14 protein-coding genes are annotated in these 15,659 nt (G+C 72.0%); 5 read left to right on the top strand and 9 right to left on the bottom strand.

Annotated features, from left to right (window positions below; genetic code table 11):
• The first annotated feature begins 951 nt into the window (after positions 1-951).
• Together Q8W71_RS26030 and Q8W71_RS26025 are read left to right on the top strand one after the other, a co-directional pair.
• Complete coding sequence (locus Q8W71_RS26030; RefSeq protein ID WP_305528320.1) at positions 952-1,491, top strand: phasin family protein; 540 nt, start codon at positions 952-954, stop codon at positions 1,489-1,491.
• Positions 1,488-2,435 (top strand): alpha/beta fold hydrolase, encoded by a 948-nt coding sequence (locus Q8W71_RS26025; protein WP_305528319.1) that lies wholly within the window; start codon positions 1,488-1,490, stop codon positions 2,433-2,435. The genes Q8W71_RS26030 and Q8W71_RS26025 overlap by 4 nt, the downstream gene beginning before the upstream one ends.
• A 159-nt stretch (positions 2,436-2,594) precedes the next feature.
• Here the strand turns inward: Q8W71_RS26025 and Q8W71_RS26020 are convergent, their stop codons facing one another.
• Positions 2,595-3,062 carry an Lrp/AsnC family transcriptional regulator gene (locus Q8W71_RS26020; protein ID WP_305528318.1) on the bottom strand — a complete coding sequence of 156 codons (468 nt, stop codon included), beginning with the start codon at positions 3,060-3,062 and terminating at the stop codon, positions 2,595-2,597.
• A gap of 220 nt (positions 3,063-3,282) precedes the next feature.
• Between Q8W71_RS26020 and Q8W71_RS26015 the strand changes: the two genes are divergently transcribed.
• Positions 3,283-5,607 carry a 1-deoxy-D-xylulose-5-phosphate synthase N-terminal domain-containing protein gene (locus Q8W71_RS26015; RefSeq protein WP_305528322.1) on the top strand — a complete coding sequence of 775 codons (2,325 nt, stop codon included), beginning with the start codon at positions 3,283-3,285 and terminating at the stop codon, positions 5,605-5,607.
• 354 nt (positions 5,608-5,961) lie between these two features.
• The gene (locus tag Q8W71_RS26010) at positions 5,962-6,405 is read left to right on the top strand and encodes a helix-turn-helix domain-containing protein (protein WP_305528317.1); all 444 of its coding nucleotides are present in this window, start codon (positions 5,962-5,964) and stop codon (positions 6,403-6,405) included.
• 52 nt (positions 6,406-6,457) lie between these two features.
• Here the strand turns inward: Q8W71_RS26010 and Q8W71_RS26005 are convergent, their stop codons facing one another.
• The 3 genes from Q8W71_RS26005 to Q8W71_RS25995 all read right to left on the bottom strand — a co-directional run bounded on the left by Q8W71_RS26005 (position 6,458) and on the right by Q8W71_RS25995 (position 8,564).
• The gene (locus tag Q8W71_RS26005) at positions 6,458-7,501 is read right to left on the bottom strand and encodes a patatin-like phospholipase family protein (protein ID WP_305528316.1); all 1,044 of its coding nucleotides are present in this window, start codon (positions 7,499-7,501) and stop codon (positions 6,458-6,460) included.
• On the bottom strand, positions 7,498-8,268 hold the full coding sequence (locus Q8W71_RS26000) for a DUF4336 domain-containing protein (RefSeq protein ID WP_305528315.1): 771 nt from the start codon (positions 8,266-8,268) through the stop codon (positions 7,498-7,500). The genes Q8W71_RS26005 and Q8W71_RS26000 overlap by 4 nt, the downstream gene beginning before the upstream one ends.
• Before the next feature lie 137 nt (positions 8,269-8,405).
• Entirely contained in the window at positions 8,406-8,564 is a 159-nt protein-coding gene (locus tag Q8W71_RS25995) for a hypothetical protein (RefSeq protein WP_305528314.1), read from the bottom strand.
• A gap of 547 nt (positions 8,565-9,111) precedes the next feature.
• Here Q8W71_RS25995 and Q8W71_RS25990 point away from each other — a divergent pair.
• Positions 9,112-9,921 (top strand): outer membrane protein, encoded by an 810-nt coding sequence (locus tag Q8W71_RS25990; RefSeq protein WP_305528313.1) that lies wholly within the window; start codon positions 9,112-9,114, stop codon positions 9,919-9,921.
• A 105-nt stretch (positions 9,922-10,026) separates the two neighbouring features.
• On the opposite strand, the gene Q8W71_RS25985 is transcribed toward Q8W71_RS25990, so the two are convergent.
• The 5 genes from Q8W71_RS25985 to Q8W71_RS25965 form a co-directional block, all read right to left on the bottom strand.
• The gene (locus Q8W71_RS25985) at positions 10,027-11,562 is read right to left on the bottom strand and encodes a CYTH and CHAD domain-containing protein (RefSeq protein ID WP_305528312.1); all 1,536 of its coding nucleotides are present in this window, start codon (positions 11,560-11,562) and stop codon (positions 10,027-10,029) included.
• A 267-nt stretch (positions 11,563-11,829) separates the two neighbouring features.
• Positions 11,830-12,375 carry a c-type cytochrome, methanol metabolism-related gene (locus tag Q8W71_RS25980; protein WP_305528311.1) on the bottom strand — a complete coding sequence of 182 codons (546 nt, stop codon included), beginning with the start codon at positions 12,373-12,375 and terminating at the stop codon, positions 11,830-11,832.
• A gap of 173 nt (positions 12,376-12,548) precedes the next feature.
• Positions 12,549-13,067: a cell wall hydrolase gene (locus Q8W71_RS25975; protein ID WP_370875538.1), complete on the bottom strand. Its 519-nt coding sequence runs from the start codon at positions 13,065-13,067 to the stop codon at positions 12,549-12,551.
• A gap of 544 nt (positions 13,068-13,611) precedes the next feature.
• The gene (locus Q8W71_RS25970; protein ID WP_305528309.1) at positions 13,612-13,908 is read right to left on the bottom strand and encodes a DUF2218 domain-containing protein; all 297 of its coding nucleotides are present in this window, start codon (positions 13,906-13,908) and stop codon (positions 13,612-13,614) included.
• A 244-nt stretch (positions 13,909-14,152) separates the two neighbouring features.
• Positions 14,153-15,598, bottom strand: a complete 1,446-nt coding sequence (locus Q8W71_RS25965; protein WP_305528308.1) for an FAD-binding oxidoreductase — start codon at positions 15,596-15,598, stop codon at positions 14,153-14,155.
• Positions 15,599-15,659: the final 61 nt, after the last annotated feature.

The following is a 15,659-nucleotide window of genomic DNA, read 5'->3' as shown; positions in this document are numbered from 1 at the left end:
ATGAGCCGCGCCCGGACCCCATCCTGGGCCGATCCTGAGGTAAGACTGCGGGCCCGCATGCCACTACGGGCACGGGCCGGGCTGCAAAGCCCCAGCGACGATGCGGGTTCCGGGGGCGCGAGCCGGGGGAGCAGCGATGCTTCCTGGGCCGGGCGCCCTGGCCGAGACCGCTCACGTGCGGGCGTAGACCGGGCGGGCTGTCAGACACCGCGACGACAAGATGGCCGGCGGCCCCGGTGACGGGGGGCGTCGGCCACGGGGCGCCGCGGGGGCCGGCTTCCGCGTGTGTCACACGACCAGGGCTCCCGCGGCGTCCCGCGTCCCCTGTTCCAATTGGGCCATGTCCCCGGCGCGAAAGCGGGTGGGGGCGATCCGCCATGTCCGGATGTAAGCCGATGCTCCACCGTCCTTGCGAGCGCAGCGAAGCAACCCAGGGTAGCGCCACCTCCGGAGGGCGCGCGCTGCCCCGGGTCGCCTCGCCCCAGGCTCGCGACGACGTCGCGGGCCCGGTCGACCGGGCGGGACGGCCGGATCGGGAGACCGTGAGTGTTGCGCAGGGCTCCGAACTCGGATGAACGCAGCACAGCCGCAGCGTGTCGGTCGGCGGTTCTGACACGCACTCCGTCATCCCGGGGCGCCGGAGGCGAGCCCGGGATCCAGAAACGCCGACGACAGCCATGCCCGGCACGCCAAGCCCGGAGCGCCCTGCGGTTCTGGATTGCCCGCCTCCGGCGTGCCCCTTCGGGTCCGGGCTCCGCTGCGCGGCCCCGGAATGACGGTGGTGGTGGATCGCAGCCGAGGTGGCCCGGCGTTAACCCGAGTTCGGAGACCGTCAGTGTTGCGGAGCGGTGATTGACGGCGTCGCGAAGCTGTCGGATCCCGCAACCTCCGGGCGTTTGTGCGGCGCCGCCGTTGCCGTATGGATGCGGTTCGGGATCAGGGGAGAGGGCGGTGGAGAACGACAACCTGCCTGCGGTCTCGTCCGAGGCCGGCCGCCGGATGGCCGAGAGCGGCGTCGCCCGGGCGCGCGAGGCCTACGAGCGCTACGCCGAGGCCGGCGAGCAGGCGCTCAACGCCTTCGAGACGTCCATGGCCCAGAGCTTCGAGGGCTGGCGGCAGGTGATGGGCTCCACCCGCGAGGCCGCCGTCCAGCTCGCCGACAGCAACGTCGCCGGCGCCCGCAAGGCGCGCGAGCAGTGGGAGGGCGCGGCGGCCAAGCTCTACAACGCCTGCGAGGACAATGCCGGCCTGATGCTGGCCGCCATGCGCGAGATCGCTCACCGGGTGCTGGTGGCCTCTGACACCAACGTCCGCGCCTCCCTCGACTTCGCCGAGCGGCTCGCGCAGGCCCGCGACCCGAAGGAGGCGATGGCCTTGCAGGCGAGCTTCCTCCAGGAGCAGTCGCGCCGGCTCACCGACCAGATGGTCGACCTGCACCGGACCACCACCCGGCTCGCCCGCGAGGCCGCCGCGCACGCCGAGGCGCCGTGATCCCGCTGATCGGGTCGCCCGTCGGCGAGCCCGCGCCGCCGGGCCGGCCGCCGCGGCTCGGCGAACTGAGCGAGGCCGACGTCCCGTTCCGCACCGGCCATTTCCTGGCCTACGCCCCGCACGATTTCCACCGCATCGCCTACGTCGAGTGGGGCGACGCCGACAGCCCGTACGTGGTCGTCTGCCTCCACGGCCTCAGCCGCCAGGGCCGCGACTACGACCCGCTCGCCTACGCGCTCGCCAAGGCCGGCTACCGGGTGGTCTGCCCGGATCTCCCGGGCCGCGGCCTCTCGGGCTGGCTCAAGGACCCGGAACTCTACGCCCTGCCGCAATACGCCGCCGACATGGCCGCGCTGATCGCCCACCTGCGGGTCCCGGGCAAGATCGACTGGATCGGCACCTCGCTCGGCGGGCTGACCGGGATGGTGCTCGCCGCCGCCCGCCGCACGCCGATCCGGCGGATGGTGATCAACGACATCGGCCCGTTCCTGCCCTGGGCGGCGGTCCGGCACATCGGCTCGCGCCTGCGCGACGCGCCGCGGTTGCACCACAACCTCGCCTCGGGCGAGGCGCGCCTGCGCACGGTGCTCGCGCCGTTCGGCCCGCTCACCGACGAGCAGTGGCGCCACATCGCCCGGCACAGCTTCTTCCCCGAGCCGAACGGCGGATTCCGGCCGCACTACGACCCGGCGATCGGCGACGCCTTCCGCCCCGGCCGGGTCTATAGCGTCAGCATGTGGCGCGACTGGGACGCGATCACCTGCCCGGTGCTGCTGCTGCGGGGCCAGCACTCCGAGCTGCTCTTGTCCGACACCGCCGACGAGATGACCCGCCGCGGGCCGCGGGCGAAGCGGGTCGAGATCCCGGAATGCGGCCACGCCCCGGCGCTGCTCGACGAAGGCCAGATCCGGATCGTCACCGACTGGATGGGGCCGGCGGGGTAGAGGGCGGTAGTATCGCGGGCGCGGCGACGCGACCCGGGGCGGCGCGAGGCCGGGAGGTGTGACGCTGCTGGGAAGCGTGGCGCTGCCGGGTTGCTTCGCTTCGCTCGCAAAGACGGCGTGGTGACCGAGAGCCTTGCCGATGTTCGGAATACAGAAGAACTAAACCGGCAGGACGTTGGTGTACTTCACCTGCCCGAGCGCAAAACTCGACTCGATCGAGCCGACGCCGTCGAGGCGGGTGAGCTTGTCCTTCAGGAATCGCTCGTAGGCGGCGAGGTCCGGCACGACGACGCGCACGAGGTAGTCGTGCCGCCCGGTCATCAGGTAGCACTCGACCACCTCCGGCCAGCGCGCCACGGCCTCCGCGAACCGGTCGAGTTCCTCCTCCCGCTGCCGCTCCAGCTTGACCGAGGCGAACACCGACATCGGCAGCCCGACCCGGGCCTGATCGACCAGGGCGACGTAGCCCTTCAGGATCCCGGCCTCCTCCAGCATCCGGACCCGACGCAGGGTCGGCGAGGCCGACAGGCCGACCCGCCCGGCGAGATCCTGGACGGTGATTCGCCCGTCCCGCTGCAACTCGGCGAGGATCTTCCGGTCGATCGCGTCGAGGGGCCGGATTGGCATGGAACGGCGGATATCCGGGCGCGATTGAACGATGCTGCCAAATCGTAGCGGCGTCGGAGCGCGTTTGGCAATTCAGACCCCGCGGCCCGTGGCATGGTCCGGCCATCGCCTTCGAGCCGATTCGCGACGAGAGAAGCCCGCCGTGCCCGTCACCCCCGCCGATCCGCGCCTGCCCTACCTCGCCGAGCTGGAGCGGCGGGCGCTGTGGCTGTCCACGTGGATGATCCACAACGCCAACCACGTCCGCCCGAACCACGACGGCATGAAGGTCGGCGGCCACCAAGCGTCCTCGGCCTCGCTCGCGACGATCCTGACCGCCCTGTACTTCGCCGCGCTGCGGCCGGAGGACCGGGTCGCGGTCAAGCCGCATGCCGGCCCGGTCTTCCACGCGATCCAGTATCTGGCAGGCCGGCAGACCCGGGAGAAGCTGGAGAACTTCCGCGGCTACGGCGGCGTCCAGTCCTACCCGTCGCGGACCAAGGACACCGACGACGTCGATTTCTCCACCGGCTCGGTCGGCCTCGGCGTCGCGCAGACGCTGTTCGGCAGCCTCGTGCGCGACTACGTCCGCGCTCACGGCTGGGGCCTCGACCAGCCCGAGGGCCGGATGGTCGCGCTCGTCGGCGATGCCGAGATGGACGAGGGCAACATCTTCGAGGCCCTGATGGAGGGCTGGAAGCACGGCCTGCGCCGGACGTGGTGGATCATCGACTACAACCGCCAGAGCCTCGACGCGGTGATCCGCGAGGGCCTCTACAGCCGCTTCGAGGAGATCTTCAAGTCGTTCGGCTGGGACGTGGTCGTCCTCAAGTACGGCTCGCTGATGGACGCGGCCTTCGCCGAGCCCGGCGGCGCGCGGCTGCGCACGTGGATCGACACCGCCCCGAACCAGCTCTACGCGGCGCTGACCTTCCAGGGCGGGGCGGCGTGGCGGCGGCGCCTGACCCAGGACCTCGCCGACGACGCGCAGGCGCTGGCGCTGGTCGAGCGCCGCAGCGACGACGAATTGGCCGCACTGATGGGCAACCTCGGCGGCCACGACATGGTCAACCTGCTGAAGGCCTTCGAGGCGGCCGACAACGACCGCCCGACCGTGTTCATCGCCTACACCGTCAAGGGCTACGGCCTGCCGCTGGCCGGCCACAAGGACAACCATTCGGGCCTGCTCACCCCCGCCCAGGCCGAGCTGTTCCGGGACAAGGCGCAGGTGCGCGCCGGCCGCGAGTGGGAGCCGTTCGAGGGCCTGAACCTGCCGGAGGCGGACGTGCGCCGCTTCATCGAGCGGACGCCGTTCTTCACCTCCGGCCCCCGCCGCTACGCCGCGCCGACGCTCGCCGTGCCGGCCGATTTCCCCTGCCCGCGCCAGCCGACCCTGTCGACCCAGGCCGGCTTCGGGATGATCCTCAACGATCTCGCCCGCTCGGACGCGCCGATCGCGGAGCGCATCGTCACCACCTCGCCCGACGTGACCGTCTCGACCAATCTCGGCGGCTGGGTGAACCGGCGGGGCCTGTTCGCCCGCGAGGAGCTGCGCGACCTGTTCCGCTCCGAGCGCATCCCCTCGACCTTCAACTGGGACTTCTCCACCAAGGGCCAGCACCTGGAACTCGGCATCGCCGAGATGAACCTGTTCCTGCTGCTCTCCGCGCTCGGCCTGTCGGACCGCCTGTTCGGCGAGCGGCTGATCCCGATCGGCACGCTCTACGATCCCTTCATCTGCCGCGGCCTCGATGCCCTGAACTACGCCTGCTACCAGGACGCGCGCTTCATCATCGCGGCCACCCCCTCGGGCGTGACGCTCGCGCCGGAGGGCGGCGCCCACCAGTCGATCGGCACGCCGCTGATCGGCATGTCCCAGGACGGGCTCTCGACCTTCGAGCCGGCCTACGTCGACGAGCTGTCGGTGATCCTCGCCCACGCCCTCGACCACGTGCAGCGCGAGGGCAAGGACGGCGGCTCGGTCTACCTGCGGCTGTCCACGCGCCAGATCGCCCAGCCGCAGCGGCCGATGACGCCGGAGCTGAACCGGGCGATCGTCGAGGGTGCCTACTGGATGCGCGAGCCCGGGCCGAACGCCGACGTGGTCGTGGCCTATACCGGCGCCGTCGCCCCGGAGGCGATCGAGGCGATCGGCCTGATGGCCGAGGACCGGCGCGACATCGGCCTGCTCGCGATCACCTCCGCCGACCGCCTCCACGGCGGCTGGAGCGCCGCGCAGCGGGCGCGCGAGGCCGGGGACCACGACGCGTCGAGCCCGATCGAGGATCTGCTCGCCGGCCTGCCGTCCCATTGCGGGATCGTCACCGTCTGCGACGCCCACCCGGCCACACTCGGCTGGCTGGGCTCCGTGCACGGCCACCGCACCCGCGCCCTCGGCGTCGAGCGGTTCGGCCAGACCGGCACGGTCGCCGATCTGTACCGCCACTACGGGCTGGACGCCGAGGGGATCGTCGCCGCCGCGACCGCGCTGGCGCCGGAGCGGCCGATCCGGATGCGCGGCTTCGGCCACCGCCCGGGCCGCACCGGGCTCAAGCTGCTCGCCTGAGCCGGCTGGACCCCCGGGTCGTGATTCGCGCGCCGCCGCGGATGTCGGCGGGCATCGGCCGGCCGGTGCCGGGTCGTCCGGCCCGGCGCCGGGCCGTGCGTACTCTCCCGAAACCGCCGACCGGAAGGTGCCGGTAAGGCAAAATGCAAAGAGGGGTTGAAAAAGCGCTGCGATTGGGAGAGCTTGGCCGGGAGTTTCAGGCGCGGCCATTCCAGTTGTGCGCAACCGATATGCGGCGGCGACATGGGCTGATCGTGGACTTGACGCGTTCTATTGTGCAGCTTTGAGTTGCATCGGCGCGGTCCCACCGGAACGCTGCCCTATGCGCGTTTCCGAAAGAGCCAGATCCCGCCCATGCCGAACCGCAAGCCCAAACAGACGACCGAGATCGATCACGGGGTCGGGAGCCGGATCGCGTTCCTGCGGGCCGCCAACGGCCTGAGCCAGTCGGCCCTGGCGAGCGCCCTCGGCGTCAGCTTCCAGCAGGTGCAGAAGTACGAGACCGGCAAGAACCGCGTCGGCGCCGGGCGGCTCCAGGCCATCGCCGACCGCCTCGGCGTGCCGGTGTCGAGCTTCTTCGGCGAGCCGGAGCAGCCCGCCGAGGGCGAGACCGGGCCGGCCCTGCTGCGCATTTCCGGCGCGGTCGACCTGCTGCGGGCCTACAATTCCATCGCCGACGAGCAGATCCGCCGCGACGTGCTCGCTCTGGTCAAGTCCGCGGCCCGGATCGGTCAGGCCGCCGCCGGCGCGAGCGCCGAGGGTGGGGCGGACGACGCGGCGACTCGGACCGGCTTCTGACGGCGCCCGGAACGGCCGCCCCCGAGGCGGGAGCCACCGCGATCCTGGTCCCTCACCCGTACTCCGAGAGCGCGATCCTGCGGAAGCGCCCGCCGTCCGGCGGGAGGTCGCGCAGGATGTCGAGGCCCCGCGCCATGTCGGCCCGGCCCGCCGACCAGCGGTCCCGCAGCGAGGCGGGGGAGTAGTCGAAGCTCTTGCCCGCCACCTCGTCGGGGCCCGCCCGGTAGACGGCGTGGAGCAGCGTCGCCGTCGGGCCGTCGGGTTGGAAGCGCTGCCGCAGGGCGTACTCGCGCTCCAGCGCCGCGATGGTCCGGCGAGGGGCACCCGCGAAGATCAGGTCGTTGGCCCGCTCCAGCACCGCGTCGAGCGAGGCCGGCCGCGGCGCGGCGCTGGCGAACAGGTCGAGGGCGATGCAGACGCGGTCGCGCTCCGGCTCGTCGGCGAGAACCGGGTCGAGGGGCAGGTTGTTGGTGTAGCCCGCGTCGCACAGGAGCCGGCCCTCGATCTCCACCGGCGGGAAGGCCGGCAGGATCGCCGCGCTGGCCAGGACGTGCTCGGGCCCGATCCGCGTCCGCCCGCTGTCGAAATACACGTCCGACCCGGTCTCGACATCGACGCAGGCGACCGTGAGCCGGGTCTCACCGCCGTTCAGCCGGTCGAAATCCACCAGCCGCTCCAGGGTCCGGCCCAGCGGCGCGTGATCGTAGAGCGCCACGTCGTTCGGCACCCAGGGCAGCGCCGACCACAGCCCCGGCAGTCGGTGCCGGTAGATGCTCGGACGGCCCGCCGCCAGCGCCAGCGCGACGTGCAGGCCGTTGTACACCTGCCGGGACCTGAGATCCGCGGCCGGGGCGCGGGGCGTCTCCTGCCGGGCTTCGGCCCAGAACTGCCGCAGGCGCTCCAGCCGCCGCTCGGGCGGGTTGCCGGCGATCAGCGCCGCGGTGACCGCGCCGACGGAGGCGCCGACCACCCAGTCCGGCCGCAGCCCGGCCGCGTCCAGGCTCTCGAACGCCCCGGCGTGGTAGGCGCCGAGCGCGTTGCCGCCGCCGAATACGAGGGCGAGATCGGATCCGGGAAGCGCTGTGGCGCCGGTCACGCGGGCGCCCCCTCCCGGGCGGCCTCGGGGCCGAGATCGCCGAGCCATCCCAGCGATGTCCGGAGCGTCCGCGCGGCGTCGCGCTCGAACCACGCGCCGTGGGCGAAGATCACCTGCCGGGGGGCCAGGGCCACGAGCCGCGCCGCCGCGCGCGCCGCCTCGCGGCGGCGCAGCTTGATCACGAGGCGCAGGTAGGGCGGGGGGCGACCGGCCGGTGCGGTCATGCCGGCGAGCCGCAGCACCGGCCCCAGGATTGGTCCGAGCTTCGCCGGCTCCAGGTTGAGGACGAGATCGGTGAGAACCAGGGTCCGGCTCGCTCCGTGGAAGAAGGCCACCTCGCGGAAGCCGAGGCCGCCCGGAACCACGATCTGCGCGAGGTCGGCTGCCCATTCCGGGGGCGCCGCATCGCCCAGCACCCGGTCGATGCGCAGTCCGGACCGGCGCACCGGCCGGCGCTTGCCGAGGTTCGGCGCGGCCCAGGTCAGGGCCTGCGGGCAGTGCTGCTGCCACGCCTGGAGGAACGTCCAGTGGGCGATGTTGGGAGCGACGAGGTGCCGGATCGGCCCCATCGTCTCGATGTCCGCGTGCAGGTCCGGATCGTAGCGCGTGGGCGAGTGCAGCAGGATCCCGCCGTCGCGCAGCCGGATCACCGTCATCCGCACCGGCAGGGGCATACCGAGCACCCGCAGCGGACCGCTGTCCACGATCCAGACGTCGTCCGCCACGGGCTTCAACGCGTCGAGCGGCGGATAGGTAGCGTCGGGCAAGCGGCTGTCCTTCCGGCACGGGCCGGCGGGCGGCCCCTGCGGAGAACTGCGCTGAGGCGCCGCGTTTCCCGCGAAATCGTCGGGGGAGGCCGGAACGTGGCGGTGCGCGGGGCCGCGCCCGCGCACCGGGAGGCTGATCAGCGCGATTTGCCGAGGGAGGCCCCGAGGCCGACGCCGAGGCCACCGAGATTGAGACCCACCCCGAGGCCGCCGTTGCCGAGCCCGACGCCGAGGTTGCCGCCGGTGACCGACTTCAGGGCTTTGGTATCGAGTTTCTGCTTCTGCACGTTCGTCACCTCTTGCTCGACGAGCGACCGGACCGTCACTCCGTCATCAATTTATGGTTGAAGATCTCGAGGTCCATATCGCGCGGCTCGATGCGCAATGCGTAGGTAATTCGTGCTGATCCCCCGTGGCGCGGGCCGGTAAGTCTCGGCCATTGCGGGGGCGTCCGTGGCCGGAAGATTTCTGCGTCGCCGATCATTCCCGCCGACCGCGTTGGAACGACCGATCGCGATCGCGCCGGGCGCACGGTCCCCCGACGCGCCTCGTCGAGCCATCCCCGTCAGCGGCCCGGCGGTTCCGCCGCGATTCTCATCACGAATTCGCGATGAAAAAATGCCTTTCCTTCGATCACGACTGCAATCGGACGCATCAGAAGGCATCAAGAGTGTCCAGCAGGGCCGTATCGACTGCGGGGATCTGCGAACGTGGCCGCCATTCACAATTCAGAAACGATGTTGCGCCGCACGTAACGGAAATCATGTTGCAGATGCGCTACAGATCGAATGAAGGACTGATGTTACGGTCATCGCCATCAGTCATCGCCGAACGACGGACATCATGAGCAGGATCGTAACCTCCCTGGCCGCCTTCACGGCCCTCACCGCCGCCGCGGCTGCGGCCGATCTGCCGCGCCGCGCGCCGCCGCCGGTCTTCACGCCGGTGCCGGTCTTCACCTGGACGGGCGCCTATTTCGGCATCAACGCCGGCTACATCACCACCACCAAGGACACGGTGTTCACCGCCGGCGTGCTGCCCGCGAACAACGGCGTCATCAACGGCAACCGCCCGGCCGCTCTGCCCCTCCCGCAGGACGGTTTCACCGGCGGCGGCCAGATCGGATACAACTACCAGTTAACGCCGGGCGCCGGTGTCGTCGTCGGTCTCGAGGCGGACGCCGCCTACACCGATCTGAACCGCAGCCGCGGCTTCATCGGCACCAACCGCGGCATCAGCGTCTTCCGCCAGTCGACCGACTACCTCGGCACCGTGCGCGGCCGCCTCGGCTACGCCTTCGACCGCACCCTGGTCTACGCGACCGGCGGTTTCGCCTACGGCGACGTGAGCTATCGCGGCCTCTACGAGAGCGCCGCAGGCGTGCCGACCTTCTACGGCGCCCGGACCCGCACCGAGACCGGCTGGACGGCCGGCGGCGGCATCGAGTACGCCCTGCCCACCGACTCCTTCCTGAACTTCTTCAAGTCGTCGGCCGTCACCGTGAAGGCCGAGGGCCTGTACTACGACCTCGGTCGCCGCTCGGTGGTGCTGGCCGGCTTGCCGGGCGTCGGCGTCGGCTCCTACGTCTCGCGCTTCCAGAACGAGGGCGTCCTCGGTCGCGTCGGCCTGAACTACAAGTTCGGCTCGTACTGAGGCCCGTCCGACTGGCCGCGCGCATCCCCAGCCCGATCACCCTGGCCGCACGCGGTTCAAGAACGCCCCGGGAGCGATCCCGGGGCGCTCGCGCGTTCGCAGTGCCTACCGCCAGAACGGCTTCACGTCGACGAGGTCGGAGCGCGCCTGGGCGGCATCGGTCAGGAGGGTGCGGCTGCGCGCCTCGACATCCGCCGCCGTCATCCCGGCGGCGAACAGCGCCGAGGGGCTCGCCTGACCGCCGGTGACCTCGTGCAGGATCTCGTCGGCGGTAGCGATGTCGTTCAGCGCGCCGAGATGGTCCTGGAGTTCGGACAGGGCCTTCACGAAGGCGGCGTGACGGCGGGTGGCCTTCTTGCCGTCGTACAGCCCGGCGAAGAACTCGGCTCCGTAGCGCAGCTTCTTGGCCGCGATCCGCACCTGATGGCGGTCCTCCGGGTTGAGATCGTCGAGGTGGCGGCCGCGCTTCTTCACCTGGCGGCGCCGCTTGTCGAGCACCCGGGCGGCGAAGTCCCGCGCCGGCTCGGCCCGCGCCTCGGCCCGGTCCCCCGCGTTGTCGCGCAGCCACGGCCCGGCATTGGTCCAGCGGACGAGGTCGAGGACCAGCGTCCGCCACGCGTCGGAGCGGAGCATCTCCTGGACGGCGTCGTGGGCCTGCGCGCGGCGATCCTCCAGCAGGGTCTCCAGGGTGAGCAGGCCGGGCTCGTCGGGGTGCCGCTCCCGCTCGGCCGGCAGGGTCGTCGCGAGAAATACGTCGAGATTGCGCGCGTGCCCGAGCGGCTCGGTGATCCGCTTCAGCTCGGCCCGGAGGCGCTCGCCCTGCGCGTCGCGGACGAGGTCGCCGAACAGCGAGAAGGCCGAGCGCAGCCTGCGGATCGCCACCCGCACCTGATGGAGCGCGTCGGCGTTGCGCCCTTGGAGCAGGATGTCCTCGTTGGTCCGCATGTGGCGCAGGCAGGCGTGGACGACCGCCTGGAACGCCTGAGCCGCGTTCATGTCGGTCCGCAGCCGCACCGGTTCGGCCTTGCGGACGCGGTCGGCCTCGCCCGCCGCCAGGAGGTAGCCGCGCTCCGACTTGCTGCGCACGCCGAGCCGCAGCGGGGCCAGGGCGGCCAGGGCGTGCGCCAGGGCGAACACCTCGGCGGCGGCGCCGTCCTTGAGTTCGAGCTCCACCTCGCAGATCCCGACGACCCGATCCTGCGCCGGCGCGACGATGCGGCCGCTGTCGAGGGCGACCTCGATGCGTGAGCGACCCTGCTCGACCCCGTAGGTCCGCCGCGTCACCGCCGTGGTGAAGACCGGCTGCGGCGGCGCGGCGCCGTCGAGGATCGCGGCGGCCGGGGTGTCGGCCAGCAGGGCGAGGTCGGGCTCCGGGCCCGAGACCGGCCATTCCCATTCCGGCCGCTCGAACAGGCCGTCCCCCTCGGCCTTCAGGGTCTGGATGTGCTGATCGCCCTTCTTGCGGACCCGCAGGCCCAGCCCGGCCGCGCGCAGACGCAGGTCGGCGGTGTCGTGGTAGACCGAGGTGAGCAGCGCTTCGTCCTGCTCCGCCGCCTCCTGAAGAAGCGGGTGGGCCTGCAGCGTCGCGAGGTCCGACAACTCGCCTTCCAGTTTCAGCTCGATCTCGCGGGGCTCGCTCATCCGGTCCGTCCTGAATCCTTCTCGGCTCGCCCGGCGCGGCGCGAGGCGAGGGGTTGCGGTCAGGCACAACGCCGATCGGGCGCCTGGGATCACACTGCCTAGCGGGACGGCGCGCGGCGCGCCAGGGGCCGGCCGGCCCCGGTCATCCGCATCCGGCGGCGGGCGGATCCGCGGATCGTCCGCGACCGGTGGAGACCGTGCCGCCGCGCCGAGCCTCCGTGTGCCGACGTCGAGGCGGCCGGTGGCGTTCGAACGCCTTCGAGCCGGTCACTTCATGCAGGCGTCCTCGGCCTTCGTGAACGCGGCCGGCTTCGGCTCGTGCTTGGGCGGGCGGTTGCGGCCCAGCGCGCCCTCGGCGCGGGCGCGCAGATACGTGTAGATGTCGGGCAGGTAGCAGGTGACGTTCCGGTTGTCGCCGAAGGCCGGCATCACGAGTTCCTGCGACGCGCTCACGTCCTTCTTCCCGCCGAGCACGATGCCGGCGAAATGGGCGTAATCCATCGTCTTGAGCGAATCGACCAGCGACGGGGCGTAGGTCGACCCCATCCCGTCGGGCCCGTGACAGACGATGCAGTTGGAGTTGTACCGGACGTAACCGGACATCGTGTACCAATCGACCTTCTTGCCGCCGTCCGTGACGTGGTAGGTCGGGTCGCCGTTCTTGTCGGTGTACTGCCCGTCCTGGAGCTTGGCCGGCTGCGTCGGGCCCAGGCTCTTGAGATCCGGGGCGGTCCCGTCCGTGGCGGCCCGCGCCGCCCCCGACGCGATGAGCCCGGCGGCGAGACAGGCGAGGCCCATCCGAAGACTGCGCATCCCATTCCTCCCGTGATCGCTCCGGCGCGTCCGTCCGGAGCGGAAGGACAACAGGAGAGTCGCGGGGGGAATTCCGTCCTGTACCGATCAAGTTGTCGTGCGCGGTCCGTACCGCGAGCGGCGAGGAACTGTGGACGTTCCGGGCCGCCCGTTCTGGTCAGGCCGGCATTCCGTCAGGGCGTCGCCGCGCCGTCCGGCCTCGCGCCGGCGCCCGCTCCGGCCACGTCCGCCACGGGCGGCGCCGCCGGGGCCGGCCCCGACGCCGCGTCCGCCGCCGGAGCCGCGAAATGCGCGGTCTCGGTCCGCGCGGCGCGTCCGGCGGATCGCTTCTCGTAGAAGGCGTTGCCGCCCGTCACCGCGACGTAGTGCATGTTGCCGTAGGGGTAGCGACGGCCGGCGGTGTGGAAGTACATCGCCTTCGCCACCTTCGGGTGCCGCTCGCCGGCCAGGAGCGCGTCGGCCACGTCGGCGACCGTGTCGAGGTCCTTCGCCTGCATCGGTTTCGTGAGGACGCCGGCCGCGAACTGGCCGCGCTGGCCGACCACCTCGCAGATGCTCCCGGGAAAGATCGCCGCGTGCAACCGGTTCAGGACCACCGTCCCGACGGCGAGGAGCCCGTCCGCGTCGCTGCGGTTCGCCTCGAAATACATGGCGCGCCCGAGGCAGTCGCGCTCGGCGTCGCTGACGGTCATCGGCCGCTCGCGCCCCGGAATCGAGCCCGTCACCGTGGGCGACGCGGTATTGCAGGCGCAGAGGCTGCCTCCCAGCAGCAAGACCGTCGATGTCCGCACCGTCTTCGTCGCCACGACACCCCGCATCCGTTCTGGCTCCACGCGCGCTCCACATGGCCGCGCGAGCTCAGAGCCGCGCACGACAGGGCGCCGCCCGACCTCGACATCGGCTCGATCGAGCTTGACTGTATGTTCTGGGCAAGGATGTGACGGCCACGCTTGAGGCTGCAGGCCGGGCGGTGGTCGCCGTCGCAGGGAATCCGCGTCTCGGGGTATGACGGGCGCTTCGAGCGGCGCGCCGGTCCGTTGCGCCCACGACGGCGCGAGTGTCCACAAGCCTCGGCCGCGCTCGGTCCGTCAGCCGGGGCGCGACACGTGGCGCGACCGTGATCCGCGCGGGTCCGGCTATGGCGTCGACGGACGACCTCCGTCAGCCATCGACAGGCCTGCTGTGCTGCGCCGGTTCCTCGCGGGTGCAGCGGGGAACCGTCTCCGGTCGTGCTGGCTACGCGACGGCCCGGGACCAGCGGATGTCGCCGAGGCTCTCGCGGAAGGCGAAGCGGAGCAGGTGGTCGGAGACGACGTTCTCGAGCCGCGTCAGGTTCGTCGGGTCGGCGGTGTCGATGCGCATCACCAGCGCGTCGGGTTCGGCGTCGAAGGTGCAGACGCGGTCCTCGCCGAACGGCACCGTGCCGTGCTGGGGCGTCGCCTCGACCTTGAACTTGTGGCTCCAGTGTCGGCAGAGCTGCTGGAGGTAGCGACTCGCCTCGGCGGTCTGAACGCGGGCCTGTGAGGTAGGCATTCCGTCTGGCTCCGGATGACGTGGGCTGGCGGGGCTCGTCGTCTCGCAAGTGCGAGATGACGGTCTGCCAAGCAAGGGGCGGGCCCATGCCGGCGGACGTGTCCGCGCCGTTGGCGGAGAGGGTCGGGCCGCAGCGTTAGCAGGCGGTTAACGGACCCGCCGCGACCGCGGTGGCGGTGGCCACCGCGCCAGTCCCATGCGCCCGCGCCGGAGCCGAATTATGGCGCGGCGCACAAATCCGGGGTCATGGCCCGGCCGGCGCGTCCGCCGCGCGCGGGAGCACCTTGCCGGGATTGAGGAGGTCTTCCGGATCCAGGGCCCGCTTCAGGCGCCGCATCACGTCGAGGCCGACCGGGTCGGCGTAGAGGGCCATCTCGTCGCGCTTGATCAGGCCGACCCCGTGCTCGGCCGCGATGGAGCCGCCCAGCGCGTGCACGATGTCGTGGACGATGCGGTTGAAATCGCCCCACCGGGCCAGGAACGCGTCGCGGTCCATGCCGGGCGGCTGGGTGAGGTTGAAGTGGATGTTGCCGTCGCCGAAATGCCCGAAGCCGCACGGGCGCAGGCCGGGCATCGCGGCAACGCAGGCCGCGCTCGCCCGCTCCAGGAATTCGGGCAGCGCCGAGAGCGGTACCGACACGTCGTGCTTGATCGAGGCGCCCTCGCGGGTCTGGGCCTCGGGCACGCCCTCGCGCAGGCGCCACAGGCCGTCGTTCTGCGCGCCGCTCGTGCCGATCGCCGCATCCTCGATCAGGCCGCCCTCCAGGGCGTCGGCCAGCGCCGCCTCCAGGTCGGCCCGGGCGTCGGCCTGCGGCCGCGACGAGGAGACCTCGATCAGCGCGTAGGCGGCGTGATCGCCCGCCAGCGGACGGACGGCGCCGTGGACGTGGCGCAGCACGATCTCCAGGGCGAAGGGCGGCAGGTACTCGAAGGCGGTCAGATCCCGGTCGGCCCGCGCCCGCAGGTGCACGAACAGGTCGAGCGCCGCCCGGGCCGAGCCGAGGCCGACGACGGCGACGCCGACCGAGCGCGGCTTCGGAAAAAGCTTCAGCACCGCGGCGGTGACGATGCCGAGCGTGCCCTCGGCCCCGATGAACAGGTGCTTGAGATCGTAGCCGGCATTGTCCTTGCGCAGGCCCCTCAGGCCGTCCCAGACGCGCCCGTCGGCCAGCACCACTTCGAGGCCGAGCACCAGCTCGCGGGTGTTGCCGAAGGCCAGCACGTTGAGCCCGCCCGCGTTGGTGCTGACGCTGCCGCCGATCCGGGCCGAGCCCCGGGAGCCGTAGGTGAGCGGGAACAGCATCCCGGCCGCGTCCGCCGCCGCCTGCACGTCGGCCAGGATCGCCCCGGCCTCGACGGTGAGGCTGGCGTTGACCGTGTCGACGCCGCGCACCCGCGTCAGCCGCTCCAGCGACAGCACGACGCCGCCCCCCGGCACGCCGCCGCCGGTGAGCCCGGTATTGCCGCCCTGGGCCACCACCGGCACCCGCGCCGCGGCGCAGAGCCGGACCGCGCGCGCCACCTCCGCGGTCGAGCCGGGACGGAGCACGGCCAGCGCCTCGCCGCGGTAGAGGCCGCGGCTCTCGACGCGGTAGGGCGCCGTCACGTCGGGATCGGTCAGGACATGGCGGTCGCCGAGGCTCGCGCGGAGGTCGGACAGGAGGGCGTCGCGGGGGTCGAAAGGGATCATCGCGGGTTTTTTGTAGACCGTGCGTCGCGCGGGGCAAGCGGGCCGTATGGCGGGCCGTCGC

Origin of the sequence: Methylobacterium amylolyticum, assembly GCF_030700245.1 — a bacterium.
Lineage (GTDB): Bacteria > Pseudomonadota > Alphaproteobacteria > Rhizobiales > Beijerinckiaceae > Methylobacterium.
The sequence above is the reverse complement of the archived record's forward strand: the minus strand, read 5'-3'. Positions and strand labels throughout refer to the sequence as shown.

What these genes read in the sequence shown, in the direction of transcription:
- Q8W71_RS25965 (WP_305528308.1), bottom strand. Translation starts at nt 15,598, where the DNA reads ATGATCCCTTTCGACCCCCGCGACGCCCTCCTGTCCGACCTCCGCGCG.
- Q8W71_RS25970 (WP_305528309.1), bottom strand. Translation starts at nt 13,908, where the DNA reads ATGCCTACCTCACAGGCCCGCGTTCAGACCGCCGAGGCGAGTCGCTAC.
- Q8W71_RS25980 (WP_305528311.1), bottom strand. Translation starts at nt 12,375, where the DNA reads ATGCGCAGTCTTCGGATGGGCCTCGCCTGTCTCGCCGCCGGGCTCATC.
- Q8W71_RS26015 (WP_305528322.1), top strand. Translation starts at nt 3,283, where the DNA reads ATGATCCACAACGCCAACCACGTCCGCCCGAACCACGACGGCATGAAG.
- Q8W71_RS25990 (WP_305528313.1), top strand. Translation starts at nt 9,112, where the DNA reads ATGAGCAGGATCGTAACCTCCCTGGCCGCCTTCACGGCCCTCACCGCC.
- Q8W71_RS25985 (WP_305528312.1), bottom strand. Translation starts at nt 11,562, where the DNA reads ATGAGCGAGCCCCGCGAGATCGAGCTGAAACTGGAAGGCGAGTTGTCG.
- Q8W71_RS26020 (WP_305528318.1), bottom strand. Translation starts at nt 3,062, where the DNA reads ATGCCAATCCGGCCCCTCGACGCGATCGACCGGAAGATCCTCGCCGAG.
- Q8W71_RS25975 (WP_370875538.1), bottom strand. Translation starts at nt 13,067, where the DNA reads ATGACCGTCAGCGACGCCGAGCGCGACTGCCTCGGGCGCGCCATGTAT.
- Q8W71_RS26010 (WP_305528317.1), top strand. Translation starts at nt 5,962, where the DNA reads ATGCCGAACCGCAAGCCCAAACAGACGACCGAGATCGATCACGGGGTC.